The 26,513-nt window shown below is 63.6% G+C and carries 28 protein-coding genes and 1 pseudogene; 12 read left to right on the plus strand and 17 right to left on the minus strand.

The genetic code is table 11. The features are described from left to right. Positions 1-10: 10 nt before the first annotated feature. The 5 genes from DN388_RS21510 to DN388_RS21530 form a co-directional block, all read right to left on the minus strand. Entirely contained in the window at positions 11-745 is a 735-nt protein-coding gene (locus DN388_RS21510) for a hypothetical protein (RefSeq protein WP_255002055.1), read from the minus strand. Between the two features lie 57 nt (positions 746-802). Next, positions 803-1,183: a RidA family protein gene (locus tag DN388_RS21515; protein WP_043861567.1), complete on the minus strand. Its 381-nt coding sequence runs from the start codon at positions 1,181-1,183 to the stop codon at positions 803-805. Between the two features lie 23 nt (positions 1,184-1,206). Further along, complete coding sequence (gene spoT, locus DN388_RS21520; protein WP_043861568.1) at positions 1,207-3,315, minus strand: bifunctional GTP diphosphokinase/guanosine-3',5'-bis pyrophosphate 3'-pyrophosphohydrolase; 2,109 nt, start codon at positions 3,313-3,315, stop codon at positions 1,207-1,209. Between the two features lie 60 nt (positions 3,316-3,375). After that, a complete protein-coding gene (gene rpoZ, locus DN388_RS21525; RefSeq protein ID WP_043861569.1) occupies positions 3,376-3,642 on the minus strand; it encodes a DNA-directed RNA polymerase subunit omega in 267 nt (88 codons plus the stop codon). Positions 3,643-3,894: 252 nt separating this feature from the next. Beyond that, positions 3,895-4,785, minus strand: coding sequence for a LysR family transcriptional regulator (locus DN388_RS21530; protein ID WP_054916676.1), 891 nt, complete (start codon positions 4,783-4,785; stop codon positions 3,895-3,897). Between the two features lie 243 nt (positions 4,786-5,028). On the opposite strand from DN388_RS21530, the gene DN388_RS21535 reads away from it, so the two are divergent. The 3 genes from DN388_RS21535 (at position 5,029) to DN388_RS21545 (ending at position 8,842) form a co-directional block, all read left to right on the plus strand. Continuing rightward, the gene (locus DN388_RS21535) at positions 5,029-6,411 is read left to right on the plus strand and encodes a glutamine synthetase family protein (protein ID WP_043861571.1); all 1,383 of its coding nucleotides are present in this window, start codon (positions 5,029-5,031) and stop codon (positions 6,409-6,411) included. 33 nt (positions 6,412-6,444) lie between these two features. Further along, entirely contained in the window at positions 6,445-7,215 is a 771-nt protein-coding gene (locus DN388_RS21540; protein WP_054916675.1) for a gamma-glutamyl-gamma-aminobutyrate hydrolase family protein, read from the plus strand. A gap of 106 nt (positions 7,216-7,321) precedes the next feature. Further along, positions 7,322-8,842, plus strand: a complete 1,521-nt coding sequence (locus tag DN388_RS21545; RefSeq protein ID WP_043861573.1) for an APC family permease — start codon at positions 7,322-7,324, stop codon at positions 8,840-8,842. Between the two features lie 18 nt (positions 8,843-8,860). Here the strand turns inward: DN388_RS21545 and gmk are convergent, their stop codons facing one another. After that, positions 8,861-9,481, minus strand: a complete 621-nt coding sequence (gene gmk, locus DN388_RS21550; protein ID WP_043861574.1) for a guanylate kinase — start codon at positions 9,479-9,481, stop codon at positions 8,861-8,863. A gap of 13 nt (positions 9,482-9,494) precedes the next feature. Beyond that, positions 9,495-10,358 carry a YicC/YloC family endoribonuclease gene (locus DN388_RS21555; RefSeq protein ID WP_058541943.1) on the minus strand — a complete coding sequence of 288 codons (864 nt, stop codon included), beginning with the start codon at positions 10,356-10,358 and terminating at the stop codon, positions 9,495-9,497. A gap of 264 nt (positions 10,359-10,622) precedes the next feature. Here DN388_RS21555 and rph point away from each other — a divergent pair, with 264 nt between their 5' ends. Then, the gene (gene rph / locus DN388_RS21560) at positions 10,623-11,345 is read left to right on the plus strand and encodes a ribonuclease PH (protein ID WP_043861576.1); all 723 of its coding nucleotides are present in this window, start codon (positions 10,623-10,625) and stop codon (positions 11,343-11,345) included. A gap of 12 nt (positions 11,346-11,357) precedes the next feature. Further along, positions 11,358-11,723 (plus strand): DUF4870 domain-containing protein, encoded by a 366-nt coding sequence (locus DN388_RS21565; RefSeq protein WP_255002056.1) that lies wholly within the window; start codon positions 11,358-11,360, stop codon positions 11,721-11,723. 132 nt (positions 11,724-11,855) lie between these two features. Here DN388_RS21565 and DN388_RS21570 read toward each other — a convergent pair whose 3' ends face one another. Further along, the gene (locus DN388_RS21570; RefSeq protein ID WP_043859862.1) at positions 11,856-12,635 is read right to left on the minus strand and encodes an exodeoxyribonuclease III; all 780 of its coding nucleotides are present in this window, start codon (positions 12,633-12,635) and stop codon (positions 11,856-11,858) included. Between the two features lie 80 nt (positions 12,636-12,715). Here DN388_RS21570 and pyrE point away from each other — a divergent pair, with 80 nt between their 5' ends. Beyond that, positions 12,716-13,357 carry an orotate phosphoribosyltransferase gene (gene pyrE / locus DN388_RS21575; RefSeq protein ID WP_043859861.1) on the plus strand — a complete coding sequence of 214 codons (642 nt, stop codon included), beginning with the start codon at positions 12,716-12,718 and terminating at the stop codon, positions 13,355-13,357. An 86-nt stretch (positions 13,358-13,443) separates the two neighbouring features. Here pyrE and argB read toward each other — a convergent pair whose 3' ends face one another. The 5 genes and pseudogenes from argB to coaBC all read right to left on the minus strand — a co-directional run bounded on the left by argB (position 13,444) and on the right by coaBC (position 18,305). Next, entirely contained in the window at positions 13,444-14,349 is a 906-nt protein-coding gene (argB, locus tag DN388_RS21580) for an acetylglutamate kinase (protein WP_255002057.1), read from the minus strand. Between the two features lie 29 nt (positions 14,350-14,378). Then, a pseudogene (locus DN388_RS21585) lies at positions 14,379-15,749 on the minus strand (phosphomannomutase/phosphoglucomutase); the annotation flags it as partial. Positions 15,750-15,924: 175 nt separating this feature from the next. Next, positions 15,925-16,638 carry a hypothetical protein gene (locus DN388_RS21590; RefSeq protein ID WP_043859858.1) on the minus strand — a complete coding sequence of 238 codons (714 nt, stop codon included), beginning with the start codon at positions 16,636-16,638 and terminating at the stop codon, positions 15,925-15,927. Then, entirely contained in the window at positions 16,635-17,090 is a 456-nt protein-coding gene (gene dut, locus DN388_RS21595; RefSeq protein WP_255002058.1) for a dUTP diphosphatase, read from the minus strand. The genes DN388_RS21590 and dut overlap by 4 nt, the downstream gene beginning before the upstream one ends. A 6-nt stretch (positions 17,091-17,096) precedes the next feature. Beyond that, the gene (gene coaBC, locus DN388_RS21600) at positions 17,097-18,305 is read right to left on the minus strand and encodes a bifunctional phosphopantothenoylcysteine decarboxylase/phosphopantothenate--cysteine ligase CoaBC (RefSeq protein WP_058541939.1); all 1,209 of its coding nucleotides are present in this window, start codon (positions 18,303-18,305) and stop codon (positions 17,097-17,099) included. Positions 18,306-18,440: 135 nt separating this feature from the next. Here coaBC and radC point away from each other — a divergent pair, with 135 nt between their 5' ends. Further along, positions 18,441-19,121 (plus strand): DNA repair protein RadC, encoded by a 681-nt coding sequence (gene radC, locus DN388_RS21605; RefSeq protein WP_255002059.1) that lies wholly within the window; start codon positions 18,441-18,443, stop codon positions 19,119-19,121. A 21-nt stretch (positions 19,122-19,142) separates the two neighbouring features. On the opposite strand, the gene DN388_RS21610 is transcribed toward radC, so the two are convergent. Both DN388_RS21610 and DN388_RS21615 read right to left on the minus strand, forming a co-directional pair. Then, positions 19,143-19,949 (minus strand): hypothetical protein, encoded by an 807-nt coding sequence (locus DN388_RS21610; RefSeq protein WP_255002060.1) that lies wholly within the window; start codon positions 19,947-19,949, stop codon positions 19,143-19,145. A gap of 148 nt (positions 19,950-20,097) precedes the next feature. Continuing rightward, positions 20,098-21,687 carry an ABC transporter substrate-binding protein gene (locus DN388_RS21615; RefSeq protein WP_043859853.1) on the minus strand — a complete coding sequence of 530 codons (1,590 nt, stop codon included), beginning with the start codon at positions 21,685-21,687 and terminating at the stop codon, positions 20,098-20,100. A gap of 362 nt (positions 21,688-22,049) precedes the next feature. Here DN388_RS21615 and rpmB point away from each other — a divergent pair, with 362 nt between their 5' ends. Both rpmB and rpmG read left to right on the plus strand, forming a co-directional pair. After that, the gene (gene rpmB / locus DN388_RS21620; RefSeq protein WP_043859852.1) at positions 22,050-22,286 is read left to right on the plus strand and encodes a 50S ribosomal protein L28; all 237 of its coding nucleotides are present in this window, start codon (positions 22,050-22,052) and stop codon (positions 22,284-22,286) included. Positions 22,287-22,297: 11 nt separating this feature from the next. Then, the gene (gene rpmG, locus DN388_RS21625; RefSeq protein WP_010225867.1) at positions 22,298-22,453 is read left to right on the plus strand and encodes a 50S ribosomal protein L33; all 156 of its coding nucleotides are present in this window, start codon (positions 22,298-22,300) and stop codon (positions 22,451-22,453) included. Between the two features lie 68 nt (positions 22,454-22,521). On the opposite strand, the gene DN388_RS21630 is transcribed toward rpmG, so the two are convergent. Both DN388_RS21630 and DN388_RS21635 read right to left on the minus strand, forming a co-directional pair. After that, complete coding sequence (locus DN388_RS21630; RefSeq protein WP_054916677.1) at positions 22,522-22,725, minus strand: hypothetical protein; 204 nt, start codon at positions 22,723-22,725, stop codon at positions 22,522-22,524. A 135-nt stretch (positions 22,726-22,860) separates the two neighbouring features. Next, positions 22,861-23,223: a cupin domain-containing protein gene (locus tag DN388_RS21635; protein WP_043859851.1), complete on the minus strand. Its 363-nt coding sequence runs from the start codon at positions 23,221-23,223 to the stop codon at positions 22,861-22,863. Positions 23,224-23,416: 193 nt separating this feature from the next. On the opposite strand from DN388_RS21635, the gene DN388_RS21640 reads away from it, so the two are divergent. The 3 genes from DN388_RS21640 to DN388_RS25435 all read left to right on the plus strand — a co-directional run. Next, entirely contained in the window at positions 23,417-24,910 is a 1,494-nt protein-coding gene (locus DN388_RS21640; protein WP_043859850.1) for an aldehyde dehydrogenase, read from the plus strand. 118 nt (positions 24,911-25,028) lie between these two features. Further along, positions 25,029-26,168, plus strand: coding sequence for an MFS transporter (locus tag DN388_RS21645; RefSeq protein WP_255002061.1), 1,140 nt, complete (start codon positions 25,029-25,031; stop codon positions 26,166-26,168). A 193-nt stretch (positions 26,169-26,361) separates the two neighbouring features. Further along, positions 26,362-26,513 (plus strand): hypothetical protein (locus tag DN388_RS25435; RefSeq protein WP_369682780.1); only part of this gene is annotated, 152 nt, incomplete at its 3' end.

Below are 26,513 nucleotides of genomic sequence, written 5' to 3' on the forward strand. Positions count from 1 at the left end.
GCTCACCCGATCAGTCGCGCTCGAGCAGCCATTGCCGGGCGCCGGGATACAGCTGCGGCATCTCGTCTGGCTGGGCGCTGTTGAGGGCACGCAGGATTTCCAGCTTCTTGCCATCACGCTTGAAGATCCACGGGTTGCCCTGCTGGTTGCGCTCCAGCCACAGGCTGTCGTACTCGCCGCTCATGCTGGCGCAGTCGCCGGCCAGGCACAGTGCGTAGCGGTCCAGATTGGGCAGGCCCTCGACACTGCCCGTGTCGCCGAAGCGTACGACATTGCCCTGACCAGGGCCCTCGATCACCTTCCAGTCACCCTTCAGGTAGGCGCCGTACAGCGCCTGCTCGAAGGTGGTCCCGGTGCGGGCTTCCATTGGGGCGGGAGAGCTGGCCTTCTGGAAGCTGTGCTGCGGCGCCATCGGGGTGGCGTGCTGCACCAGTTCGTCGCCATCCAGGCTCAACGTCTGTATCTCATTCCCCGGGAATACCACGTCCCGTTGTTTTTCGCCGGCCTTGAGCTGGCCTTCGACGATCTCGAAACCGTTGGTGTAGCTGGCCTGTTCGGCCGCGACGTTGACCTTCCATTCCAGGTTGCCGCCGCTGTCCTGCAGCGCCTTGCGCAGGCTCACGCCTTTGGCGGCAGCATCGATGGCCTGCTGGTTGATCCAGATGCCGTTGTAGTCTTCGGGTTTGTGGCTGGCGCAGCCGCTCAACAGTGCGGCGGCCAGAGCCAGGGCAAGCGCGTGGCGCATGGCGGGGTCCTTCCAGAACAGTGCGGCGGCGAGCCGGCCGGCCCGCCGCGCGAGGTATTACTCGAGGACCAGGATCGCGTCCATTTCAACCTGCGAGCCGCGTGGCAGCGCAGCGACGCCGATGGCGGCGCGGGCAGGGTAGGGCTGTTCGAAGTAACGGCCCATGACTTCGTTGACCTTGGCGAAGTGGCTCAGGTCGGTCAGGAAGATGTTCAGCTTGACGATGTCCTTGAACGAGCCGCCGGCAGCTTCGGCCACGGCTTTGAGGTTTTCGAACACCTGTACGGTCTGGGCTTCGAAGCCTTCGACCAGCTCCATGGTTTTCGGGTCCAGCGGGATCTGGCCCGACATGTACACGGTATTGCCGGCCTTGATCGCCTGGGAGTAGGTGCCGATGGCCGCTGGGGCCTTGTCGCTGGTGATGACGGTCTTGGTCATGGTGACTCCTTGCAGGGGGAGGGCTACGTGCGCATGCGGGTGATGCGAATCACCCCGGTCAGGGCACGCAGTTTCTTGATCACGCGGGCCAGGTGCACACGGTCGTGCACGCTGACCACCAGCTGGACCACGCTGATGCGGCCATCACGTTCGTCCATGCTGATCTTCTCGATGTTGCCGTCGGCGGCGTTGACGCTGCTGGCCAGCAGGGCAATCAGGCCGCGCTGGTGTTCCAGCTCGACGCGCAGCTCGACATTGAATTCGCCGGTGACATCCTTGGCCCAGGACAGCTGGATGCATTTTTCCGGGTTGTGGCGAATTTCGCTGATGTTGCGGCAGTTCTCCAGGTGCACCACCATGCCCTTGCCCGCCGACAGGTGCCCGACGATCGGGTCGCCCGGAATCGGCGTGCAGCACTTGGCGTAGCTGAGCACCAGGCCCTCGGTGCCGCGGATGGCCAGCGGACCCTCGGGGTTGGGCAACTGCTCGCCTTCGCTGGAGAGCAGGCGGCGCGCCACTACGTAGGCCATGCGGTTGCCCAGGCCGATGTCTTCGAGCAGGTCTTCGATCACTTCGAGGCGATACTCGGCCAGCATGGCCTGGATGCGCTCCTGGGGGATCTTGTCCAGCGCGCTGTCGAAACCGTTGAGCACCTTGTTGAGCAGGCGCTCGCCCAGGTTGATCGATTCGGAGCGGCGCTGCAGCTTCAGGGCATGGCGGATATGGGTGCGCGCCTTGCCGGTGACCACGAAGTTCAGCCAGGCCGGGTTCGGTCGTGCGCCTGGGGCGCTGACGATCTCGACCGTCGAGCCGCTCTGCAGCGGTTCGGACAGCGGTGCCAGGCGGCGGTTGATGCGGCACGCGATGCAGCTGTTGCCGACGTCGGTATGCACCGCGTAGGCAAAGTCGACCGCCGTGGAGCCCTTTGGCAGCTCCATGATGCGGCCCTTGGGCGTGAACACGTAGACCTCGTCCGGGAACAGGTCGATCTTCACGCTTTCGATGAATTCGAGCGAGTTGCCCGCGCGCTGCTGCATTTCCAGCACGCCCTTGACCCACTGGCGCGCCCGGGCATGGGTGCCCTTGGGCTGCTCGTCGTCACTGGACTTGTACAGCCAGTGCGCCGCGATGCCGTTGTTGGCCATCTCTTCCATCTCGCGGGTGCGGATCTGGATCTCGATGGGCACACCGTGCATGCCGAACAGGGTGGTATGCAGCGACTGGTAGCCGTTGGCCTTGGGGATCGCGATGTAGTCCTTGAAGCGCCCCGGCAGCGGCTTGTAGAGGTTGTGCACGGCGCCGAGCACGCGATAGCAGGTGTCGACCTTGTCGACCACGATGCGGAAGGCGTACACGTCCATGATCTCGTTGAAGGCGCGGCGCTTGCCGCGCATCTTCTTGTAGATGCCGTAGATGTGCTTCTGCCGCCCGCTGACCTCGCCTTCGATACCGTCCACGGCCAGGCAGTGGCTGAGCGATTCCTCGATCTTGTTGACCAGCTCCTTGCGGTTGCCGCGGGCACGCTTGACTGCCTGGTAGATACGCGCCGAGCGCATCGGGTACATGGCCTTGAAGCCCAGGTCCTCGAACTCCACGCGCACAGTGTGCATGCCCAGGCGGTTGGCGATGGGGGCGTAGATCTCGAGGGTTTCCTTGGCGATGCGCCGGCGTTTTTCGCCCGACAGCACTTCCAGGGTGCGCATGTTGTGCAGGCGGTCGGCCAGCTTGACCAGGATCACGCGAATGTCGCGGGCCATGGCCATGGCCATCTTCTGGAAGTTTTCGGCCTGGGCTTCGGCCTTGGTCTCGAAGTTCATCTGGGTCAGCTTGCTGACGCCATCGACCAGTTCGGCGACGGTTTCGCCGAATTGGGAACTGAGGGCTTCCTTGGCGATGCCGGTGTCTTCGATCACGTCATGCAGCATGGCGGCCATCAGGCTCTGATGGTCCATGTGCATGTCGGCAAGAATGCTTGCCACCGCCAGCGGGTGCGTGACGTATGGCTCGCCGCTGCGACGGCGCTGGCCGTCGTGGGCTTGTTCGGCGTAGAAATACGCCCGGCGTACCAGGTTGACCTGGTCGGCGCCGAGGTAGGTCGAGAGGCGATCGGCGAGGGCGTCTATGCTCGGCACGATGTTAGCTCCTGCCGAGAAAGTGGGCCCTGCGCCGTACAACGTCGACCAGGCATGGACTTAGACGGCCTCGTTGGCCTCGTCCTCACCGAATGCAGCGAAGACCGGGTCTTCGTGGACGATGTCCTGTTCGGCCATGAATTCTGGGGTGCAGATGCCTTCGGCGATTTCGCGCAGGGCGACGACGGTCGGCTTGTCGTTTTCCCACGCCACTTTCGGCTCTTTGCCGCCGGTGGCCAGTTGGCGGGCACGCTTGGTAGACAGCATGACCAGCTCAAAGCGGTTATCCACGTGTTCTAGACAATCTTCAACGGTTACGCGGGCCATGGTCTTCCTCAGTAGCAAATGCGGTGTTCAGCCCGAATGGGCGAGCGGACTCGATAGTTTAAAAAATCACCAGCCTTTAGGGAAGCGCTGATTTCACGTCGAGACCTGTGTAAGCCGACAATAACCAGTTGTGAGGCTCTAGCACAACTGTCTTGTGGGGGTGGATTCAAATGCTTGGCCGGCAGGTCGGCGCCTGCAGAACTGCGCACCTGCCCCGTGGGAGCCGGCCTTGCCGGCGAAGGGGCCCGAAAGTCAGGCCTGGCCCTCCTGGCGCCCCAGCATCCCGCGCAAACGCGGGGTCAATTCGTCGAACAGGGTCTGCACCGAACGCAGCGCACGGCAATCGGGGCGGGTCAGCAGCCACAGTTCGGTATTGCACCCGGGCAGGGCACCGCTCAACTGTTCCACCCCCGGCAAGGTATCGGCCATGTAGTCGGGCAGGGCAGCCACCCCCAGCCCGGCCGCCACCAGCTGTGCAATCGCCGCGATTCCGCTGCAGCGATAGCGCGGCATCACCCCCGGCAACTGCTGGCTGCGCCACACCACTGTGGCGTGGTCCTGCATGGAGTCGTCGGGGGCAATCCAGGGCACGCTGGCCGGGGCCTCGGCCAGCCGCTCGCGGTACTCCTCGCGCCCGCACACCACATACGAGGCCGCCCCCAGGCAGCGCCCCACAAGGTGCTCGGGTGGCGAATTGGTCAGGCGCAGCGCCAGGTCGGCGTCGCGCCGGCTGAGGTTGGCGAAGGTGTTGGAGGTCGCCAGTTCCAGTGACAGGGCCGGGTATGCCGGCATGAAGTCGGCCAGGGCCGGCAGCAGCAGGCTGTGCAGCACCGCATCGGTACAGGTCAGGCGCACCGTGCCGCTGACCACCTGTTCGCCGTGCTCCAGCGCCACCCGCGCCGCATCCAGCGCCTGCTCGGCGCGTTCGGCCTGCTCGGCCAGGGCCTGGGCGGTGCCGGTGGGGATGTAGCCCTTGCGGCTCTTCACGAACAGCGCGGTGCCCAGTGCGGCCTCCATGCGCCGGATCGAGCGGAACACCGTCGACACATCGACCCGCAGCAGGTCTGCAGCCTTGGCCAGGGAGCGTCCGCGTACCAGCGCGAGCACCAGGGAAAGGTCGGCGTGACTGATCTGATATTGCATGGGTGCACTCTTTGCTTGCCTAAATGCCAATGTCTGTTGCGTGGGGGCCATTCTATAGTGAGGCGGCAGTCGTGAATCAACCCGCGACGTTGTCAGAACCTGGAACGACCGTGCAATGCCACGGCGTTCGGCATTCCCCACGATGGGAACCTTAAAAAGAACAAATGAAACCATCGCCGCTCCCGATAGCGCAGTAACACCTCCTCCATTGCCGCCCGATAAAAAATCAAAGGATGCCTAGCCATGACGTCGGTCTCCCCGTGCGCCATCCCTCTCGACGAGATGGGTGAATTTCTCAAGGCCCACCCTGAGGTGCAATTTGTCGATCTGCTGATTGCAGACATGAACGGCGTGGTGCGTGGCAAGCGCATCGAGCGTGCGAGCCTGGTCAAGGTCTACGAAAAAGGCATCAACCTGCCGGCTTCGCTGTTCGCCCTGGACATCAACGGTTCCACCGTCGAAAGCACTGGCCTGGGCCTGGACATCGGCGACGCCGACCGTATCTGCTACCCGATCCCCGGCACCTTGAGCTTCGAGCCCTGGCAGAAGCGCCCCACCGCGCAGCTGCTGATGACCATGCATGAACTGGACGGCACGCCATTCTTCGCCGACCCGCGCGAAGTGCTGCGCGGCGTGGTGGAGAAGTTCGACGCGCTGGGCCTGGATATCTGCGCCGCGTTCGAGCTGGAGTTCTACCTGATCGACCAGGACAACCTGAACGGTCGCCCGCAGCCGCCGCGCTCGCCGATCTCGGGCAAACGCCCGCAATCGACCCAGGTGTACCTGATCGATGACCTGGACGAGTATGTCGACTGCCTGCAGGACATGCTCGAAGCGGCCAAGGAGCAAGGTATCCCGGCCGATGCCATCGTCAAGGAAAGCGCCCCGGCGCAGTTCGAGGTCAACCTGCACCACGTGGCTGACGCGATGAAGGCCTGCGACTACGCAGTGCTGCTCAAGCGCCTGATCAAGAACATCGCCTACGACCATGAGATGGACTCCACCTTCATGGCCAAGCCGTACCCTGGCCAGGCAGGCAACGGCCTGCACGTACACATCTCGCTGCTGGACAAGAAGACCGGCAAGAACATCTTCGCAACCGACGACCCCGAAAACAGCGAAACCCTGCGCCACGCCATCGGCGGCGTGCTCGAAACCATGCCGGCATCGATGGCCTTCCTGTGCCCCAACGTGAACTCCTACCGCCGTTTCGGCGCGCAGTTCTACGTGCCCAATGCCCCGAGCTGGGGCCTGGACAACCGTACCGTGGCCGTGCGCGTGCCTACCGGCAGCAGCGATGCCGTGCGTATCGAGCACCGCGTGGCCGGCGCCGATGCCAACCCGTACCTGATGATGGCTTCGATCCTGGCCGGCATTCACCACGGGCTGACCAACAAGGTCGACCCGGGCGAGCCGGTCGAGGGCAACTCCTACGAGCAACTGGAGCAGAGCCTGCCGAACAACCTGCGCGATGCGCTGCGCGAGCTCGATGACAGCGAGGTGCTGAACCAGTACATCAGCCCCGACTACATCGACATCTTCGTGGCCTGCAAGGAAAGCGAGATGGCGGAGTTCGAAGTGTCGATCTCCGACCTCGAATACAACTGGTACCTGCATACGGTGTGATGGCTGGATAAAGCTGCAACGGAGGCTTAACCGATGAACGAGCGCGCAGGGCGGCTGCCCCTGATTGGTGTGAGTGCTTGCCGCCAGCAACTGGGCAAGAACTCGTCGCATACCGTGGGCGACAAGTATGTCGAGGCGGCCGGTTTTGCCGGATTGCCGCTGATTCTCCCGGCCCGGGACGTCGCAAGCGACCCGAACCTTGTGCTGGAGCATCTGGATGGCATTCTTTTTACCGGTTCGCCTTCTAATGTCGAGCCGCATCATTACAATGGCGCCCCCAGCGTGGAAGGCACCCGCCACGACGTGTTTCGTGACCGGCTGACCCTGCCGCTGCTGCAGGCCGCGATTGCCAGGGGTGTACCGGTGTTCTGCGTGTGCCGGGGCTTCCAGGAACTCAACGTCAGCCTGGGCGGCACCTTGCACCAGCGTGTGCAGGAGCTGCCAGGCTACCTGGACCATCGCGAGTCGCAGGATGCGCCGCTGGAAGAGCAATACAGCCCCCGCCACCTGGTGACATGTCAGCCCGGGGGGAAATTCGAGCAGATGGGGCTGCCTGCCCGCTTCATGGTCAACTCGCTGCACAGCCAGGGCATCGATCGCCTGGCCGCCGGCCTGCGCGCCGAAGCCCTGGCTCCCGATGGACTGATCGAAGCTGTGTCCATGGATGACGCCCCAGGCTTTGTGGTCGGTGTGCAATGGCACCCGGAATACCGCTTTGCCGAAAACCCGGTGTCGCTGCGCCTGTTCGAGGCGTTTCGCGAAGCCTGCATCGCCCATGCGCTACGCCGGGAGAAGGCCCTATGAGGTCACCCGGCTGAGCCGGCGATGCACTGCAACAAGTTTCATTGAGTGATAGCGGGCACCCCACGGGGGGCCCGGAAAATAATACCAATAGTGACGGCAACTACTCATGAGCGAACACAAAGCAGGCCTGTCCCCAGGTGTGGGCGGGCGATCCAAAGGGCTGGCCAAGGGCCGGCTCGGACTGCTGGCCAGCATCGTGCTGGGCATTTCCACTATTGCGCCGGTGTATACCCTCACCGGCGCCCTCGGCCCGACCGTACGCGAAGTCGGCGCCCACCTGCCGGCGGTGTTCATCGTCGGTTTCCTGCCCATGTTGCTGGTGGCGCTGGGTTATCGCGAGCTGAATGCCGCCGAACCCGACAGCGGCACCTCGTTCACTTGGTCGGTACGTGCCTTCGGCCCGATGATCGGCTGGATCGGTGGCTGGGGGCTGGTCACCGCCACCACCATCGTGTTGTCGAACCTCGCCGGTGTGGCGGTGGACTTCTTCTATCTGTTCCTCGGGCAGATCACCGGCAAACACGAGGTGGCGGCGCTGGCCGACAACCTGCTGGTCAATGTGACCACCTGTTGCGTGTTCATCGCCATGGCCGTGTGGATCTGCTGTCGCGGCATCGCCACCACCATGACCGTGCAGTACGGCCTGGTGGCGCTGCAACTGATCGTGCTGCTGGGTTTTGCCATGGCCGCATTCGGCGGGTCGTCGGAGGCGCCGCCGCTGACCTTCGAGATGGACTGGTTCAACCCGTTCGGGGTGGAGTCGTTCTCGGCCTTCACCGCCGGCCTGTCGCTGTCGATCTTCATCTTCTGGGGCTGGGACGTGTGTCTGAGCATCAGCGAAGAATCGGTGGGCAGCGATGACGTACCGGGCAAGGCAGCGACCCTGACCGTGCTGCTGATTCTGGGCCTGTACCTGGTGACCGCAATTGCCACCCTGCAGTTTGCCGGCATCAGCGATATCGGCCTGGGCTTGGGCAACCCGCGTATCCAGGAAAACGTCTTCGCCCACCTGGCCGGCCCGGTGATGGGGCCACTGGCGATCCTGATGTCGATCGCGGTACTGGCCAGCACCGCGGCCTCGTTGCAGTCGACCTTCGTTTCGCCGGCGCGCACGCTGCTGGCGATGGGGTACTACGGCGCAGTGCCGGAGCGCTTCGCGAGCGTCTGCCCGCGTTCGAAAACCCCGCGTTATGCCACCATCTGTGCCGGCGTGGCCGCAGGCGTGTTCTACGTCACCATGCGTACCCTGAGCGAGAACGTGCTGGCCGACACCATCACTGCCCTGGGCATGATGATCTGCTTCTACTACTCGCTGACCGCGTTCGCCTGCGTGTGGTACTTCCGCCACAGCCTCACCGACAGCCTGCGTCACTTCCTGATGCGCGGCCTGTGCCCGTTGCTGGGCGGCGGCATTCTTTCGGTGATCTTCCTGCAGACAGCCTATGACAGTGCTTCGCCGTCGTTCGGCAGCGGTTCGCATGTAGGGGGGTTGGGGCTGGTGTTCGTGATCGCGATGATCATCACCCTGCTGGGCCTGGTGCTGATGATGCTGTCGCGCCTGCGTGCGCCGGCGTTCTTCCTGGGCATGACCCTGCGCCGTCACGCAACGGTGCCCGGCCGCGGTTAAGCGGCCGGGGCACGCTGCTCAGGCAAGCAGTTGCCTGAGCAGTTCGCTGTGACGTTGCTGCTGCTGGCCGCGCTGCAGGCGGTTGGCACGGAACACCGCCTTGAGGTCGTCCAGTGCCGTGGCGAAGTCGTCGTTGATGATGACGAACTCGTATTCGTCGTAATGCACCATCTCGCTGACCGCCTCGCGCATGCGCCCTTCGATGATCTCGTCGCTGTCAGTGCCGCGGTTGGTCAGGCGCTGGCGCAGGGCCTGCTGGCTGGGCGGCAGGATGAAGATCGAACGCGCCTCGGGCATCAGCTTGCGCACCTGCTGTGCACCCTGCCAGTCGATTTCCAGGATCAGGTCATGGCCCTGGTCAAGGGTCTGCTGCAGTGCGCTGCGCGAGGTGCCGTAGCAGTTGCCGAAGACTTCGGCCTGCTCCAGGAAGTCGCCCTGGGCGATCATGCGGTCGAACTCGGCGCGGTCGACGAAGTGGTAGTTCACCCCGTCATGCTCGCCCGGACGCATGGCCCGCGTGGTGTGCGAGACCGACACGCGAATGTGGTTGAGGTCGTCGGTGAGCGCCTTGACCAGGCTGGTCTTGCCGGCGCCCGAAGGGGCCGAGACGATGAAAAGGGTGCCGCTGCTGTGGGTCATGGTAGGGGTGGCCTTACTCGATGTTCTGTACTTGTTCACGCATCTGCTCGATCAGAACCTTGAGGTTGACCGCCGCTTGGGTGCTGCGTGTGTCAAAGGCTTTGGAGCCCAGGGTGTTGGCTTCGCGGTTGAGTTCCTGCATCAGGAAATCCAGGCGCCGGCCGGCGGCGCCGCCCGACGTGAGCACGCGGCGCACTTCGGTGACATGCGTGCTGAGGCGGTCGAGTTCTTCGGCCACATCGCTCTTCTGCGCCAGCATCACCATCTCCTGCTCCAGACGCTGCGGGTCGAGTTCGGCCTGCATGTCGGCAAAGCGGTCCAGCACCTTCTGGCGCTGGGCGGCGAGCATCTGCGGCACCAGGGCGCGCAGGGTGGTGACTTCCTCGCTCATGCTGTCGAGGCGCTCGTTGATCAGTCGGGCGAGTTCCGCGCCTTCGCGGTTGCGGCCGTTCTTGAGCTCCTTGAGGGCCTGTTCGAACAGGCCCATGGCCTCGGCATTGAGCGTCTGCGGGTCGCTGGCATCGGCCACCAGCACGCCCGGCCAGGCCAACACCTCGAGCGGGTTGAGGGGGCCGGGCTGCTTGATCAGGCCGGCCACGGTCTCGGCGGCGGCGACCAGCTGAGCGGCACGCTCGCGGTCGACCTGCAGCGGCTTGCCGGCGTTCTCTTCATTGAAGCGCAGGGTACATTCGACCTTGCCGCGCGACAGGCCCTGGCGCAGGGACTCGCGCACCGCGCCTTCGAGGTCGCGCAGGGCTTCGGGCAGGCGCAGGTGCGGCTCGAGGTAGCGATGATTGACCGAGCGCAGTTCCCAGATCAGTGTGCCCTGGGTCCCGGCCTGCTCGACGCGGGCGAAGGCGGTCATGCTGTGCACCATGGGAAGTACCTCGCAGATTAGGGAGCAAGCCGACAGCCTGCAAAGGCGCAGGATTGTAACGCAGTGCGGCGCCGGCTCCCAATGCGCTGATGCTACAAAGCAGCGGGCAGGGCGCCGCAAATACCGGGCGGCGCGGGCAGATCGGGGCTTTTGGCGTGGTGCGCCGATGATCGGCTGGCCGTGCATTTGGCCGCAGGCATGTCCACCGAGGGCCCTGTAGCCCTATAATGCCGGGCAGATTCATATCCAGTACAGGTAGCCCAAATGAAACGTCCAAGTGGTCGCGTTGCCGATCAGCTGCGCTCGATCCGCATCACCCGCAACTACACCAAACACGCCGAGGGGTCTGTACTGGTCGAGTTCGGAGACACCAAAGTCATCTGCACGGTCAGCGTCGAGAACGGCGTACCGCGCTTCCTCAAGGGCCAGGGCCAGGGCTGGCTGACCGCCGAGTACGGCATGCTGCCGCGCGCCACCGGCGAGCGCAACCAGCGCGAAGCCAGCCGCGGCAAGCAGGGTGGTCGTACCCTCGAAATCCAGCGCCTGATCGGCCGCTCGCTGCGCGCCGCGCTGGACATGAGCAAGCTGGGCGACATCACCCTGTACGTCGACTGCGACGTGATCCAGGCCGATGGCGGTACCCGTACCGCGTCGATCACCGGTGCCATGGTTGCGCTGGTCGACGCCCTGCGCGTGGTCAAGAAGCGTGGCGGCCTGAAGGGCGGCGACCCGGTCAAGCACATGATTGCGGCCGTATCGGTCGGCATGTACCAGGGCGTGCCGGTGCTCGACCTGGACTACCCGGAAGATTCGGCGGCCGAAACCGACCTGAACGTTGTGATGACCAGCGCCGGTGGTTTCATCGAAGTCCAGGGCACCGCCGAAGGTGCTCCGTTCCAGCCTGAAGAGCTCAACGCCATGCTGGCGCTGGCGCAGAAGGGCATGACCGACCTGTTCCAACTGCAGCAGGCCGCGCTGGCGGACTGATCGGGAGTCGACATGGCCGATCCGTCCAACGCGCCGATGCCCGGTGATGCAGCCCGTCATTGGGGCATGTTGTGCCACCTGGCGGCGGCTGCCGGCATGGTGGTGCCGTTCGCCAACCTGATCGCGCCGCTGGCCTTGTGGTGGTTCAAGCGCGGCATCGACCCGTACGTCGACGCCCAGGGCAAGGAGGCGGTGAACTTCCAGCTGACCATGACCCTGCTGGGCATGGTGTGCGTGGTGGGGTTTACCGTACCGATGGCCAAGCTTGCGCTGACCATCATCTCGCTGGGGGTGGCGGTACTGATCGTCATTGCGGCGGTCAAGGTCAAGCAGGGCAAGGCCTTTCGTTATCCGTGGGCCTGGCGTGTGCTGACCTGACATGCTTCGTCGGCAAGGCCGGCTCCTACGGCGGTTGCGTTGACCCGGTAGGAGCCGGCCTTGCTGGCGAAAGGGCCCAAAGGCCAGATACGAAAAAGCCGACACGCAGTCGGCTTTTTTGTGGCTGAGCGATCAGATCGTCAGCGTCCAGTCATAGTCCACGATCAGTGGCGCATGCTGGGAGAAGCGTGGCTGACGCGGCAGGCGAGCGCTTCGTACGAAGCGGCGCAGGCCCGGGGTCAGCAGCTGGTAGTCGAAACGCCAGCCCAGGTTGAGCATCTCGGCCTGCTCGTTGTCCGGCCACCAGCTGTACTGGTCGCCCTCACGGCTGACTTCGCGCAACGCATCCACATAGCCCATGTTGCCGACGATCTCGTCCATCCAGGCCCGCTCTGGCGCCAGGAAACCCGGCGACTGCTGGCCGTCGCGCCAGTTCTTCACGTCGAGCTTCTGCTGCGCCACATACAGCGAGCCGCAGTAGATGTACTCGCGACGCTTGCGGCGCTGCTTGTCCAGGTATTTGCCGAAGTCGTCCATCAACTTGAATTTCTGGTTGAGGTCTTCGTCACCGTTCATGCCCGAAGGCAACAGCAAGGTGGCAATACTGACTTTGTCGAAATCGGCCTGCAGGTAACGCCCGTAGCGATCGGCTGTCTCGAAGCCCAGGCCGCTGATGACTGCCTTGGGCTGCAAACGCGAGTAGAGTGCCACGCCGCCTTGGGCTGGAACTTCTGCATCGCAGGCATAAAGGAAGTAGCCATCGAGCTGGAAAGCTGGGTCGTCGAGTTCAAAGGCCGAGGCGCGGGTATCCTGAAGGCAGATGACGTCGGCATTCTGGGCTTGTAGCCAGCTGAGCAAACCACGCTCGACTGCAGCCTGAATGCCATTAACGTTCACACTGATGATCCGCATAAATGGCCCCAAAAATCTCGTGCGTGTATGATACCCGAGCTGTACTCATTTAGCTAAATCTGTGGTAGCCGGGACTCTTCATGCAGCCGTATCAGCGCGAATTCATTCGTTTTGCCATCGATCGTGGGGTTCTGCGCTTCGGTGAGTTCACCCTCAAGTCGGGCCGCATCAGCCCGTATTTCTTCAACGCCGGCCTGTTCAACAGTGGCGCTGCCCTGGCTCAGCTCGGTCGGTTCTATGCGGCGGCGATCGTCGACAGCAAGATCCCGTTCGACGTGCTGTTCGGCCCGGCCTACAAGGGCATCCCCCTGGCTGCCGCGACGGCGGTGCAACTGGCCGAGCACCATGGGCTGGATGTGCCGTGGTGCTTCAACCGCAAGGAAGCCAAGGCACACGGCGAGGGTGGCAGCCTGGTGGGCTCGCCACTGGCAGGCGACGTGCTGATCATCGACGACGTGATCACTGCCGGCACGGCCATCCGCGAGGTGATGCAGATCATCCAGGGCCAGCAGGCCAGGGCGGCGGGCGTACTGATCGCGATGAATCGCCAGGAGCGTGGCAACGGCGACCTGTCGGCGATCCAGGAAGTGGAGCGTGACTTCGGCATTCCGGTGGTCAGCATCGTATCGCTGACCCAGGTGCTGCAGTTCCTCGCCGATGACCCGGCGCTCAAGCAGCACTTGCCGGCCGTCGAGGCCTACCGGGCCCAGTACGGTATCTGAGGCAAACAAAAAGGCGACCCGCGGGTCGCCTTTTTTGTACCTGTGGTGGCCCGCTCCTGTAGGAGCCGGCCTTGCCGGCGGATACCTCAGCGCGGTTCGTGATTGGTAATCAGGGTACCTACGCCGCTGTCGGTGAAGATCTCCAGCAGTACCGCATTCGGCACGCGGCCGTCGATGATGTGCGAGCTGTGCACGCCGCCCTGTACTGCTTCCAGTGCGCAACGGATCTTGGGCAGCATGCCGCCGTAGATGGTGCCGTCCGCGATCAGTTCGTCAACCTGCTCGGTGGTCAGGCCGGTGAGCACGGTGCCCTGCTTGTCCATCAGGCCGGCGATGTTGGTCAGCAGCATCAGCTTCTCGGCCTTGAGCGCTTCGGCCACCTTGCCTGCTACCAGGTCGGCGTTGATGTTGTACGACTCGCCGTTGGCGCCCACGCCGATTGGCGCGATCACCGGGATGAAGTCGCCCTTGACCAGCATGTTCAGCAGGTCGGTGTTCACCCCGACCACTTCGCCCACATGACCGATGTCGATGATTTCCGGGCTGGTCATCTCTGGCGTCTGGCGGGTGACGGTGAGCTTCCTGCCGCGAATCAGCTCGGCGTCCTTGCCGGTCAGACCGATGGCGCTGCCGCCATGACGGTTGATCAGGTTGACGATGTCCTTGTTCACCTGGCCGCCGAGCACCATCTCCACTACGTCCATGGTCTGCGCATCGGTGACGCGCATGCCATCGACAAACCGGCTTTCGATGGACAGACGCTTGAGCAGGTCGCCGATCTGCGGGCCGCCGCCGTGCACCACCACCGGGTTGATGCCGACTGCCTTCATCAGCACCACGTCGCGGGCGAAGCCGGTCTTGAGCTCTTCGCTCTCCATCGCGTTGCCGCCGTACTTGATCACCAGCGTCTTGCCGACAAAGCGGCGGATGTAGGGCAGCGCTTCGGACAGTACCTGGGCGACATGGGTGGCGGCATCACGATCAAGGGTCATGCAGGGCTCCAGTTGGAACAAGGGGTCGGTCAGAACGTTGGTTGCAGATCAGGGGCTGCGCGCTTGAGCTGGGCAAGGAACACGTCCTTGATTCGCTGCAGCTCGGCTTCGCTGTCGGCCTCGAAGCGCAGTACCAGCACCGGCGTGGTGTTGGAGGCGCGAACCAGGCCCCAGCCGTTGGGGTAGTCGACCCGTACACCATCGATGGTGGTCAGGTTGGCGTCTTGGCCCCAGTCGGCGTCGCGTTGCAGTGCCTCAATGATGCTGAATTTACCCTCGTCCGTCACATCAATGTTGATTTCAGGGGTACAAATATCGTTCGGGAACGCCGCGAACAGCGTTTCGGCATCGCTATCGGCCTTGCTCAGGATCTCCAGCAGGCGCGCGGCGCTGTAGATGCCGTCGTCGAAACCGTACCAGCGCTCCTTGATGAAGATATGCCCGCTCATCTCGCCGGCCAGCAGGGCGCCAGTCTGCTTCATCTTCTTCTTGATCAACGAATGACCTGTCTTCCACATCAGCGCGCGGCCGCCGTACTGTTCGATCAGCGGGGTCAGGCGGCGGGTGCATTTGACGTCGAAGATGATCTCGGCGCCCGGGTTGCGCGCCAGCACGTCCTGGGCGAACAGCATCAGCAGGCGATCGGGGTAGACGATGTTGCCGGTGTTGGTCACTACGCCGACACGGTCGCCGTCACCGTCGAAGGCCAGGCCCAGGTCGGCGCCGCTTTCCTTGACCTTGGCGATCAGGTCCACCAGGTTTTCCGGCTTGCCCGGGTCGGGGTGGTGGTTGGGGAAGTTGCCGTCGACCTCGCAGAACAGCGGGATCATCTCGCAGCCCAGCGCCTCGATCAGCTGCGGGGCGATCACCCCGGCGGCGCCGTTGCCGCAGTCCACCACCACCTTGAGCTTCTTCGCCAGCTTGATGTCGCCGGTGATCTGGGTGAAGTAGCGGTCCAGGATCTCGACCTTCTCGACGCTGCCTTCGCCGCGGGTGAGGTCGTTGGTCTGCAGGCGAATCAGGAGGGCCTGGATCTGCTCATTGGCCAGGGTGTCGCCGGCGATGACGATCTTGAAGCCGTTGTAGTTCGGCGGGTTGTGGCTGCCGGTGAGCATCACCCCGGACTTGCCGGCCAGCACGTTGGCGGCGTAGTACAGGGCGGGCGTGGGGACCAGGCCGACATCGCTGACCTTGCACCCGGCCTCGACCAGGCCCTTGATCAGTTGCTCGACCAGCATCGGGCCGGACAGGCGACCGTCGCGGCCAACCGATACGTGCGGCTCGCCCTGGGCCAGGCTCTGTGCACCGATGGCGCGGCCGATCCAGTAGGCGGTTTCGGCGGTGAGGCCTTCGCCGACCACACCTCGGATATCGTAGGCGCGGAAGATGCTGGCGGGGAGGTTCGGGGTCATGCGTTCCATGTTGCTCACCTGGGGAAACTCCAATTGGAAGGGGCTATGTTGGGTCGACGGTCGGCATGCGCTGCAGGCACCCGGCGCGCCGCGCGGCTAAAGATGTCCGGCTTTGACGGCATTTTCGACATAGAGTTCTTGAGCCGGGCGATTCATCCGTCGATCACCTCTGGAAGATCGCCCCGGGCTGAAAGTGCAGGCTCCATGCATCGTTGAAGGTCCCTATCGGGGTTATTGCCGGGCTATCACTTTCGCCTGCGCTGGCCAGTACGGCCTGAGGGTCGTCGAACACGCCTTGCACGAGGCTGGCCTTGCCGATTTCCGGCATGTCTATTTTCAGAGCAGCACTTACACGTTGCAGCTCGAAAGTCATGAGCAGCACGGCCTGCACCGGGCCTGTCGCACTGCCTCGAATGGGCGTGACACTGTGGATATGCAGTTGCCCGTTGGTCGGGTGGGCCTCCAGGTTCGGTGGTACCCCGCGTTCGGCTCGCCCGATCATGTCCAGCAATGGCGGGCTGAGTGAGCGGTCGTGGAGGCTCTCGCGCCTGGCCTGGCCGGGCGTGAGCAATCGACTGCTGACCAACCCTTCGAGGTAGCTGAAGTCGTCCAGCACCTGGCGCGCCTGGCGGGCGTCAGCCGCCTTGGCGGCGGCAAGCAGGGCCGGATGGCGGGCCACGGTGTCGACCTCGGACACCAGACGGGCGATCTGCTGGTCGAGCGCAATGACCAGCCCGAAGGCCGGAAAATACGTCTGCAGGTTACGTTGCTCGCGTTGCAGAGGGATTACCAGCGTCAGCCACACCGCGAGCCCGGCGACGAGCATGCCGGCCAGGCCCCAATACAGGCCTGGCAGCAGGGCTCGCGCGTTGTTCAATGGCTGCCCGAATGGCCGAAGCCGCCAGCGCCACGCTGGGTTTCGTCGAAGGTTTCGACGATGTCGAAGTGCGCCTGTACCACCGGTACCAGCACCAGTTGAGCAATGCGCTCGCCGATGGCGATGGTGAAAGGGGCCTGGCCGCGGTTCCAGCACGACACCATCAGCTCGCCCTGGTAGTCCGAATCGATCAGGCCGACCAGATTGCCCAGCACGATGCCGTGCTTGTGGCCCAGGCCCGAGCGCGGAAGGATCAGCGCGGCCAGGCCCGGGTCGCCGACGTAGATCGACAGGCCGGTAGGGATCAGTATGGTCTGGCCCGGCTCCAGGACTGTCTCTTCCTTGAGCATGGCGCGCAGGTCGAGGCCGGCAGAACCGGGAGTGGCGTATTGCGGCAGCGGGAAATCGCTGCCAAGGCGCGGATCGAGAATCTTGGCTTGTAAGGCGTGCATGCAGAGTTAAACCTGGTTGAGACGTTCGGCGATGAAGGCTACCAGCTGACGGGCGATCTTGCCCTTGCTGGTCTGTGCAAAGAGTGTTGCTTGAAGTTGGCGATCGATCACGCTGCAGGCGTTCTCCTCGCTGTTGAAGCCGATGCTGGGGTTGGCCACGTCATTGGCGACGATCAGGTCGAGGTTCTTGTCCTTGAGCTTGCGCGCGGCGTAATCGAGCAGGTGTTCGGTCTCGGCGGCAAAGCCGACGCTGAACGGGCGGTCGGGGCGGGTGGCGATGGTGGCCAGAATGTCCGGGTTGCGCACCATCTGCAGCAGCAGGCCGTCACCTGTCGTAGGGTCTTTCTTTAGCTTTTGCGGGGCGACGACTTCGGGGCGGTAGTCCGCAACCGCAGCCGATGCGATGAACACATCGCACGGGATCGCCGCTTCGCACGCGGCGAGCATGTCCCGCGCGCTCACCACGTCGATACGGGTCACCCGGTCGGGTGTGGGCAGGTGCACCGGCCCTGTCACCAGGGTTACCCGAGCACCGGCTTCCACCGCCGCTTCGGCCAGGGCAAAGCCCATCTTGCCCGAGCTATGATTGGTGATGTAGCGCACCGGGTCGATGTTTTCCTGGGTCGGGCCTGCGGTAATCAGCACGTGCTTGCCGGTCAGCGACTGGCGCTTGAAGGTTTCGGCGGCGCACCAGGCCAGGTCGGTGGCTTCGAGCATGCGGCCAAGGCCCACGTCGCCACAGGCCTGGCTGCCGGAGGCCGGGCCGAACACCTGGATGTCGCGGCTTTGCAGCAGCTGCAAGTTGGCCTGGGTGGCCGGGTCGCGCCACATGGCCTGGTTCATGGCCGGTGCCAACGCCACGGTGGCGTCGGTAGCCAGTACCAGGGTGGTCAGCAGATCGTTGGCAACGCCTTGCGCCAGGCGCGCGATCAGGTCGGCGGTGGCAGGTGCGATCAGCACCAGGTCGGCCCACTTGGCCAGTTCGATATGGCCCATCGCCGCTTCGGCGGCAGGGTCGAGCAGGTCCATGTGCACGGGGTGCCCGGACAGGGCCTGCATGGTCAGCGGGGTGATGAATTCGGCCCCGCCGTGGGTCATGACGACGCGCACTTGCGCGCCGTGCTCCAGGAGTCGGCGAACCAGCTCGGCGCTCTTGTAGGCAGCAATGCCGCCGCCGACGCCAAGAACGATGCGTTTCCGATACAGCCGCTGCATAGGCTTGCCTTTCTTTGATCAGTGTTTGCACGCGGCGACGACGCCTCCCCAGGCCGAATCGTCGCGTAAAAAGAGGGGGCTACGATAGCACAGGGCTGAAATGGGGAGCAGCCACACACAGACAGAGGGACAGCTATGGGTATCAGGGATTGGCCGTCGGCGGAACGCCCGCGGGAGAAGTTGCTGGAGCGAGGGGCCGCGAGCCTGTCGGACGCCGAGTTGCTGGCGGTGTTCCTGCGCACCGGTGTGGCAGGCAAGAGCGCGGTGGACCTGGCGCGCCACCTGTTGCAGCAGTTTGGCGGCTTGCGGCAACTGCTGGAGGCCGATCAGCCGACGTTTCAGCGCGAGCTGGGGCTGGGCCCGGCGAAGTATGCGCAACTGCAGGCGGTGATGGAGATTGGGCGCCGGCACTTGGCCGAAACCATCATCCGCGACCCGGCGTTGCTGAGCCCGGGGGCGGTCCGGCGTTACCTGAAATCGATGCTGCGTCATGAAGAAAGCGAGGTGTTCGGCTGCCTGTACCTGGACAACAAGCACCGTCCTCTAGGGTTCGAGGCGTTGTTCCGCGGGTCCATCAGCAGTGCCAACGTCTACCCTCGGGAAGTCATCAAGCGGGCGCTGGCCAGAAATGCCGCAGCATTGATCCTTTGCCACAATCATCCGTCAGGTGTTTCCGAGCCAAGCCAGGCAGATATCAATCTGACCCTGCGCTTGCAGAAAGCCCTGGGCCTGATCGAGGTGCGGGTGCTGGATCACATCATCATCGGCGATGGGGAGCCATTGTCGATGGTGGAGCGGGGCTTGTTCGCTGCCTGACGCTGCTGTGCGTGGGCGGTACTAGTCGATCAGCTTTGTTGCAACAAACGACGCAGCCAGCCCGACAACCGAAGCCAGCAGCAGGTAGTGACGCACCACAAGCTCGGTTCTGATCGTGGCTGGAAAGGACTCCACGTCTGCGGCCTGCAGCGATCCTGTTCTGATGAAGAGCTTCGCATGAGCCAGAAGCGCAGCGATGCATACGGTAAACACGATTCTGCCAAACACCGTGTTGTACATCACCGGGCGCTGTCGATTCACCACCGCCTTGCAGTTGGCAAGGTACCGGGATGCACTGGTCATGTAGCGCATGCCAGCCTGTGCGTACTGGGTGGCGACCCACCCCAGGCCGGCGATGCAAGGCAGTTGCAGTGCAAGGGGCAGCCAATAGGGTGAACACCCGCCGAGCCCGAACTCCGTCGGCTCGCCCTGGTGCTGAACGGCTTTGAGCGCCTGCAGGGCAAGGGCCAGCAGCACCAGAACGGCCAGCATTGCCAGCCTGAGGTGGTGGCTAAGAACCAGCAGCGTTCTGAGGTTGTCGGGGAAGCGCTTGATGTCCTCTGCGCTCAGGCCCCCGAACTCGACCGGGCAATCGGGGTAGGCCAACAGGCCGGCGATGTCGCCCACTGCCCTGAATCGTTGGCGCAGGCCCAGGTTGAGGCTGTACCGATGAGCGTCAACCAGCGGCGAGTTGTGAAGGTGCTCGAGTGCTTCGGCCAATCGCTGGGTAGCAATGTAGAGAAGCAGTGCGCCGAAGACCACCGGGCCGAGTATCAGTGCCACGGTGAGGCCGGCGATAGCCGCTTCGATCCAGTATTCAATATCCAATGCGGCTATCCGTACGGTGCGGTTCGCTGGGCAACCATCGTAAGTCGATGGCGAGAGTCACCTGGCGGCCTGAACACGCGCTGCAGGCTGCTGCAGTGTCCTTCGGGCTACCAGAGGACGCTGTCAGGAGCCTGCAGGCGCGAGTCGTTCAGCGTGCGGTCTTCACCGTGGCAAAGTCCTGCCGGCCGAACGGGCTGACCGTGTAGCCCTCCACATCCTTGCGCATCAGCACCGCTGCCGTGGGGTGCGCCAGTGGCAGCCACAGCGCCTGCTGCTGGATCAGCCCCTGGGCCTGCTGGTACAGGCGGCTGCGCACGCTCTGGTCGTTGGTGGTCTTGCCGGCACTGATCAACTGGTCCAGGCGCTTGTCGCAGTACCGCGCGAAGTTGGTCCCCGACTCGACTGCCGGGCAGGCAAACTGCGGGCTGAGGAAGTTGTCGGGGTCGCCGTTGTCGCCGGCCCAGCCCATGAACAGCAAATCGTGCTCACCGGCCTTGGCACGGCGGATCAGCTCGCCCCATTCGATCACGCGAATCTCGGCCTTGATGCCGACCTTCGCCAGGTCTGCCTGCAGCAGTTGTGCCCCCAGGCTCGGGTTGGGGTTGAGCAGGCTTCCCGAAGGGCGCGTCCAGATTGTGGTGCTGAAGCCGTCCGGCAACCCGGCCTTGACCAGCAGCGCCTTGGCTTTGGTCGCGTCGGTCGGGTAACCCGGCAAGTCCTTGGCGTAGCTCCAGGTGTTGGGCGGCAGGGGGCCTTCAGCGGCGACTGCGGTGCCTTCGAACACGGCCTTGAGGTAGCTGGTCTTGTCGAACGCCAGGTTGATCGCCTGCCGTACCTCGACCTTGTCCAGCGGCGGGTGCTGGCTGTTGATCGCGACGAACGCGGTCATGAACGCCTCGGTCTTCTCGACCTTCAGGTTTGCGTCTTCGGCGGCTGCCGCAACGTCCAGCGGCTTGGGCGACAGGGCGATCTGGCACTCGTTGCGCCGCAGTTTCTGCAGGCGCACGTTGGCGTCGGGGGTGATCGCGAAAATCAGCGGGTCGACGCTCGGCTTGCCGGCAAAATAGTCGGCATTGGCGCGGTAGCGGATCACTGCGTCCTTCTGGAAACGCTGGAACACGAACGGGCCGGTGCCGATCGGCTGGCTGTTGAGCTTCTCCGGGGTGCCGGCCTTGAGCAACTGGTCGGCGTATTCGGCCGAATAGATCGAGGCGAAGCCCATGCTCAGGGTGGCGAGGAAGGTCGCGTCCGGATGGTCGAGGGTAAAGCGCACGCTCAGCGGATCGGGTGCCTCCACCTGCTTGATGAGGCTGGGCAGCTGCAACGACTGGGCATGCGGGTAGCCGCTCTGGGTGATCTTGTGCCAGGAGTGGGCGGGGTAGAGCATGCGCTGGAAGCTGAACAGCACGTCGTCGGCGTTCAGCACGCGGCTGGGCTTGAAGTACGGCGTACTGTGAAACTTTACCCCCGGGCGCAGCCTGAAGTCGTAGACCAGGCCGTCGGCCGATACCGTCCAGCTTTCGGCCAGGCTCGGCACCACCTTGCCGCTGGTGGCGTCGAATTCCACCAGCCGGTTCATGAGCACATCGGCAGAAGCATTGGTGGTGGTCAGCGCGTTATACTGCACCACGTCAAAGCCTTCGGGGCTGGCCTCGGTACATACGCTCAAGGCGCCTGCCTGGGCCAGTGCGGGGCTTAGCAGCGCTGCGAGCAACAGGGGTAAAGCGGCACGACGCATGGTGACTCCTTGGCTGATCAATGGCCCATCTGCCCGTGCAGTCTGGAAAACTCCTACCCTAGTGCGCAAGGCCGTAAATGGCCAACTCCTTTTTCAAGGAATATTGCGACGAGCGGTTTTGTCGCTGGAAGCCCTGCATCCGGGCGGCCTGGGTTGATTCATGCATCGTGCGATCACATCAAATGTTGTTGTACCCCGGCCTTTCTGGTATAAAGCAGCGCTCTTTTCTAGGGGCTCGGTTTGTCGCATCTGCAGATCTTGCCGATAAGACCCTGAAGAAACACGGCGCCTGGCGCCAAAGACTGAGAGATTAAGCGGCCAACCCATGCCGGGTTGGGCATGTGGTTTTAGAGGGCTGAGGCATGTCGAGAGTCTGTCAAGTTACCGGTAAGGGTCCGGTAACCGGGAATAACATTTCCCACGCGAATAACAAAACCCGTCGTCGTTTCCTGCCGAACCTGCAGCATCACCGCTTCTGGGTCGAGTCGGAGAAGCGTTTCGTGCGTCTGCGCGTTTCTGCCAAAGGCATGCGTATCATCGACAAGCGCGGCATCGATGCCGTTCTGGTCGAAATTCGCCGTAACGGCGCCAAGGTCTAAGGGAGAAAATCATGCGTGAATTGATCCGTCTGGTGTCGACCGCTAATACCGGCCACTTCTACACCACCGACAAGAACAAGCGCACCACTCCGGACAAAATCGAAATCAAAAAATTCGATCCGGTTGTTCGCAAGCACGTGATCTACAAGGAAGCCAAGATCAAGTAATTGATCCCGGCTTACGAAAAAAGGCCCGCATCTCACGATGCGGGCCTTTTTTTATGGCGATTTTCTGTTCAGCCGAAATGGAAACCGCTGATCAGGCCCGCCTCGTTGCCGCTGATGTTCACGCGTTGCGGGTCCATTTCGCGGGTCGACATCTCGCCGATGCCGACCACGCGCTGGCGCCCGGTCAGTTCGCTGATGTAGGCCTTCACGGTCGGCACGTAGCGGGTGCCGACCAGGCGGCCGATGCAGGTGAGCACTTCGTCGTTGCTCAGCTGCAACGCTTCGATGGGGCAGACGACCGGTTGATCCTTTTGCATGGTGAGGCTCCTTGAGTTCAGGTGGGTCCGGATAAGGACCTCGCCATGCTCGCGCCAGGGAGGGCTGGCGCGGCGGTATCTATCTATGGCCTATGCCTTGGGCTCGAACATCACGTAGATCTTGCGGCAGGTCTCCAGCACCTCCCAGGTGCCCTTGAAGCCGGCCGGGATCACGAAGCGGTCACCGGTGCGCAGGGTCTTGGCGTTGCCTTCTTCGTCGCGCAGCACCGATACGCCGTGCACGATCTCGCAGTATTCGTGTTCAGTGTAATTGACGGTCCATTGCCCGGGCGCCCCCTCCCACACACCAGCGGCGAATTGCCCGCAAGGGCTGGCGTAATGGTTGTAGACCGCCTGCTCCGGGTCGCCCTTGAGCACTTTTTCGGCAGCCGGGCGGTAGCGCTCGGCCTCGGTCAGTACCTGTGCGAAGTCGACAATCTGCTGGATATTCATGTTTGGGTCCCCTGATTGTTAAATAAAGTGCACATCACTAGGCATTTGGCCATGTATTGTCAAATATATTGATAATTCAGGTGCCAGAGTTTAGGGTGTCGAGTGCCGTAGAGCGACAATCGCTCCGGCCGTATTCTGACAGCGCCCTGGCCCCTCGTGCGGCGCTGCATTTCAACAACAGGAGGAGTTTCGTATGACCACCCTGACTCGTGCGGACTGGGAACAGCGTGCCCAGCAACTCAAGATCGAAGGCCGTGCTTTCATCAATGGTGAATACACCGCCGCCGTTTCCAACGCCACGTTCGAGTGCCTGAGCCCGGTTGACGGACGCCTTCTGGCGCAGGTCGCCAGCTGCGACGAGGCCGACGCCCAGCGCGCCGTGGAAAACGCCCGCGCCACCTTCGAGTCCGGCGTGTGGTCACGCCTGGCCCCGGCCAAGCGCAAGGCTACCCTGATCCGTTTCGCCGCGCTGCTCAAGCAGAACGTCGAGGAGCTGGCCCTGCTCGAAACCCTCGACATGGGCAAGCCGATCAACGACTCGCTGAACATCGACGTGCCGGGCGCTGCCCAGGCACTGAGCTGGAACGGCGAAGCCATCGACAAGATCTACGACGAAGTCGCGGCCACCCCGCACGACCAGCTAGGCCTGGTAACCCGCGAGCCTGTGGGTGTGGTGGCGGCCATCGTGCCGTGGAACTTCCCCCTGCTGATGGCCAGCTGGAAACTCGGCCCGGCGCTGGCCACCGGTAACTCGGTGGTGCTCAAGCCGTCCGAGAAGTCCCCGCTGACCGCCATCCGCATCGCCCAGCTGGCCATCGAGGCCGGTATCCCGGCCGGCGTGCTGAACGTGCTGCCTGGCTACGGCCACACCGTCGGCAAGGCTCTGGCCCTGCACATGGACGTCGATACCCTGGTGTTCACCGGCTCGACCAAGATCGCCAAGCAGCTGATGATCTACGCCGGCGAATCGAACATGAAGCGCGTGTGGCTGGAAGCCGGCGGCAAGAGCCCGAACATCGTGTTCGCCGATGCCCCGGACCTGAACGCCGCTGCCGCCGCCGCGGCAAGTGCCATCGCCTTCAACCAGGGCGAAGTGTGCACCGCAGGTTCGCGTCTGCTGGTCGAGCGCTCGATCAAGGACAAGTTCCTGCCGCTGGTACTGGAGGCCCTCAAGGCCTGGAAGCCTGGCAACCCGCTGGACCCGGCCACCACCGTTGGTGCCCTGGTCGACACCCAGCAGATGAACACCGTGCTGTCCTACATCGAGGCTGGCCACACCGATGGCGCCAAGCTGCTGGTGGGCGGCAAGCGCATCCTCGAAGAAACCGGCGGCACCTATGTCGAACCGACCATCTTCGACGGCGTGAGCAACGCCATGCGCATCGCCAAGGAAGAGATCTTCGGCCCGGTACTGTCGGTGATCACCTTCGACAGCGTCGAAGAAGCCATCCAGATCGCCAACGACACCCCTTACGGCCTGGCCGCAGGTGTATGGACCGCCGACATCAGCAAGGCGCACAAGACCGCCAAGGCCTTGCGTGCCGGCAGCGTGTGGGTCAACCAGTACGACGGTGGCGACATGACTGCGCCGTTCGGTGGCTTCAAGCAGTCGGGCAACGGCCGTGACAAGTCGCTGCACGCACTGGACAAGTACACCGAGCTCAAGGCCACCTGGATCAAGCTGTAAGGCCATGGGCGCGGCCTGGTGCCGCGCCCCGAGCGATCCGCGCCACAGCCGGGCCCTGCGTTAGCGCAGGCCCGGCTGTGTTGCTTGTGGCGATCCATCATTCTGCGAGGAAGTACACATGCGTTGGGCTACCTACTTCGCCGTGTTGTCGTCGGTTCTGAGCGTCGGCCTTGCCCTGGGCGTGAGCATGCCGTTGGTATCGCTGCGTCTGGAGAGCTGGGGCTATGGCAGCTTTGCCATTGGCGTGATGGCGGCGATGCCGGCAATTGGCGTGCTGGTTGGCGCCAGCCTGTCCAGCCGCCTGGCGGCGTATTTCGGCACCGCCACGCTGATGCGCCTGTGCCTGCTGGCCGGTGCGTTGTCCATCGGCCTGCTGGCGCTGCTGCCCAGCTATCCGGTGTGGCTGGCGTTGCGCCTGCTGATCGGGGTGATCCTGACCATCGTGTTCATCCTTGGCGAAAGCTGGATCAACCAGCTGGTGGTCGAGCAATGGCGTGGCCGCCTGGTGGCGCTGTATGGCAGCAGCTATGCCCTCAGCCAGCTGGCCGGGCCGCTGCTGCTGGGCGTGCTGGGTTCGGAGGATGACCTGGGCTTCTGGATCGGGGCCGGGTTGCTGGTGGTGGCACCGCTGGTGCTGATCGGTCGCAGCGGGGCGCCCAGCGCTGAAGCCTGTGGTGTGGGCCTGCGTGACCTGGTGGGCTTCTGCCGGCGCTTACCGGTAATCGCCTGGGCCATTGCGCTGTTCGCCGCGTTCGAGGCGATGATCCTCACCCTGTTGCCGGTGTACTGCCTGCAGCAGGGCTTCACCACCGAGCTGGCGCTGTTCATGGTCAGTACCGTGGTGGTGGGCGATGCGGTGCTGCAACTGCCGATCGGGGCGCTGGCCGACTACATGTCTCGCCGTACGCTGTTCACCGGCTGCGCCATGACCCTGCTGGTGTCGAGCCTGGCCATTCCGGTGCTGATGCACACGCCGGCGATCTGGCCATTGTGGGTGCTGTTCGGCGCCAGTGCCGGTGGCCTGTTCACCCTGTCGCTGATCCTGATCGGCGAACGCTATCGCGATGATGCGCTGGTGCGCGCCAACGCCCACGTGGCGCAGCTGTGGGGCATCGGCTGCCTGATCGGGCCATTGGCTGCTGGGGCCGGTAGCCAGTGGGTGAGCGGGCATGCACTGCCGCTGCTGATGGCGGCGGGCGCGTTCGGGCTGGTGCTGTTGGCAATGCGGCCGAATGCCTTCGAGCCTGCCACGACCTAGGGCCGCTTTGTACTGGTTGAATCTCCTCGAGGAGCGCTATTCTCGGGGGATTTCACCTTTCGTCGCTTTCACCCAGCTGCGCAACTTCTTGCGCACCAAAATGTGGATAAACCTGTGCATACATTGCTGCAGGTCATAATAAACGTGGCCTGCAGCCAACTGCGCAACTTCTTGCACAGTACTGCGCAAGAAGTTGCGCACTTTTTCGAACATCATCCGCCACGTGCACCCCGACGGTAGCCAGGACCGCTACAGCTTTGATGAGCGTAGCAACCTGCTGCAGCACATCCGTCCCGACCACAGCACGCTGCATTACGCCTACGACGACCATGACCAGCTGATAAA

Origin of the sequence: Pseudomonas sp. S12(2018) (assembly GCF_024355235.1) — a bacterium.
Classification (GTDB): Bacteria; Pseudomonadota; Gammaproteobacteria; order Pseudomonadales; family Pseudomonadaceae; genus Aquipseudomonas; species Aquipseudomonas palmensis.

Excerpts from the sequence above, each read along its gene's own strand:
- gmk (WP_043861574.1), bottom strand. The coding sequence starts at position 9,481 with ATGACCCACAGCAGCGGCACCCTTTTCATCGTCTCGGCCCCTTCGGGC.
- DN388_RS21515 (WP_043861567.1), bottom strand. The coding sequence starts at position 1,183 with ATGACCAAGACCGTCATCACCAGCGACAAGGCCCCAGCGGCCATCGGC.
- dut (WP_255002058.1), bottom strand. The coding sequence starts at position 17,090 with ATGCACGCCTTACAAGCCAAGATTCTCGATCCGCGCCTTGGCAGCGAT.
- DN388_RS21645 (WP_255002061.1), top strand. The coding sequence starts at position 25,029 with ATGCGTTGGGCTACCTACTTCGCCGTGTTGTCGTCGGTTCTGAGCGTC.
- rpmG (WP_010225867.1), top strand. The coding sequence starts at position 22,298 with ATGCGTGAATTGATCCGTCTGGTGTCGACCGCTAATACCGGCCACTTC.
- DN388_RS21510 (WP_255002055.1), bottom strand. The coding sequence starts at position 745 with ATGCGCCACGCGCTTGCCCTGGCTCTGGCCGCCGCACTGTTGAGCGGC.
- DN388_RS21570 (WP_043859862.1), bottom strand. The coding sequence starts at position 12,635 with ATGCGGATCATCAGTGTGAACGTTAATGGCATTCAGGCTGCAGTCGAG.
- DN388_RS21640 (WP_043859850.1), top strand. The coding sequence starts at position 23,417 with ATGACCACCCTGACTCGTGCGGACTGGGAACAGCGTGCCCAGCAACTC.
- DN388_RS21635 (WP_043859851.1), bottom strand. The coding sequence starts at position 23,223 with ATGAATATCCAGCAGATTGTCGACTTCGCACAGGTACTGACCGAGGCC.
- rpoZ (WP_043861569.1), bottom strand. The coding sequence starts at position 3,642 with ATGGCCCGCGTAACCGTTGAAGATTGTCTAGAACACGTGGATAACCGC.
- pyrE (WP_043859861.1), top strand. The coding sequence starts at position 12,716 with ATGCAGCCGTATCAGCGCGAATTCATTCGTTTTGCCATCGATCGTGGG.
- DN388_RS21555 (WP_058541943.1), bottom strand. The coding sequence starts at position 10,358 with ATGGTGCACAGCATGACCGCCTTCGCCCGCGTCGAGCAGGCCGGGACC.
- DN388_RS21565 (WP_255002056.1), top strand. The coding sequence starts at position 11,358 with ATGGCCGATCCGTCCAACGCGCCGATGCCCGGTGATGCAGCCCGTCAT.
- coaBC (WP_058541939.1), bottom strand. The coding sequence starts at position 18,305 with ATGCAGCGGCTGTATCGGAAACGCATCGTTCTTGGCGTCGGCGGCGGC.
- radC (WP_255002059.1), top strand. The coding sequence starts at position 18,441 with ATGGGTATCAGGGATTGGCCGTCGGCGGAACGCCCGCGGGAGAAGTTG.
- DN388_RS21540 (WP_054916675.1), top strand. The coding sequence starts at position 6,445 with ATGAACGAGCGCGCAGGGCGGCTGCCCCTGATTGGTGTGAGTGCTTGC.
- rpmB (WP_043859852.1), top strand. The coding sequence starts at position 22,050 with ATGTCGAGAGTCTGTCAAGTTACCGGTAAGGGTCCGGTAACCGGGAAT.
- DN388_RS21545 (WP_043861573.1), top strand. The coding sequence starts at position 7,322 with ATGAGCGAACACAAAGCAGGCCTGTCCCCAGGTGTGGGCGGGCGATCC.
- rph (WP_043861576.1), top strand. The coding sequence starts at position 10,623 with ATGAAACGTCCAAGTGGTCGCGTTGCCGATCAGCTGCGCTCGATCCGC.
- DN388_RS21530 (WP_054916676.1), bottom strand. The coding sequence starts at position 4,785 with ATGCAATATCAGATCAGTCACGCCGACCTTTCCCTGGTGCTCGCGCTG.
- DN388_RS21615 (WP_043859853.1), bottom strand. The coding sequence starts at position 21,687 with ATGCGTCGTGCCGCTTTACCCCTGTTGCTCGCAGCGCTGCTAAGCCCC.
- argB (WP_255002057.1), bottom strand. The coding sequence starts at position 14,349 with ATGACCCTTGATCGTGATGCCGCCACCCATGTCGCCCAGGTACTGTCC.
- DN388_RS21535 (WP_043861571.1), top strand. The coding sequence starts at position 5,029 with ATGACGTCGGTCTCCCCGTGCGCCATCCCTCTCGACGAGATGGGTGAA.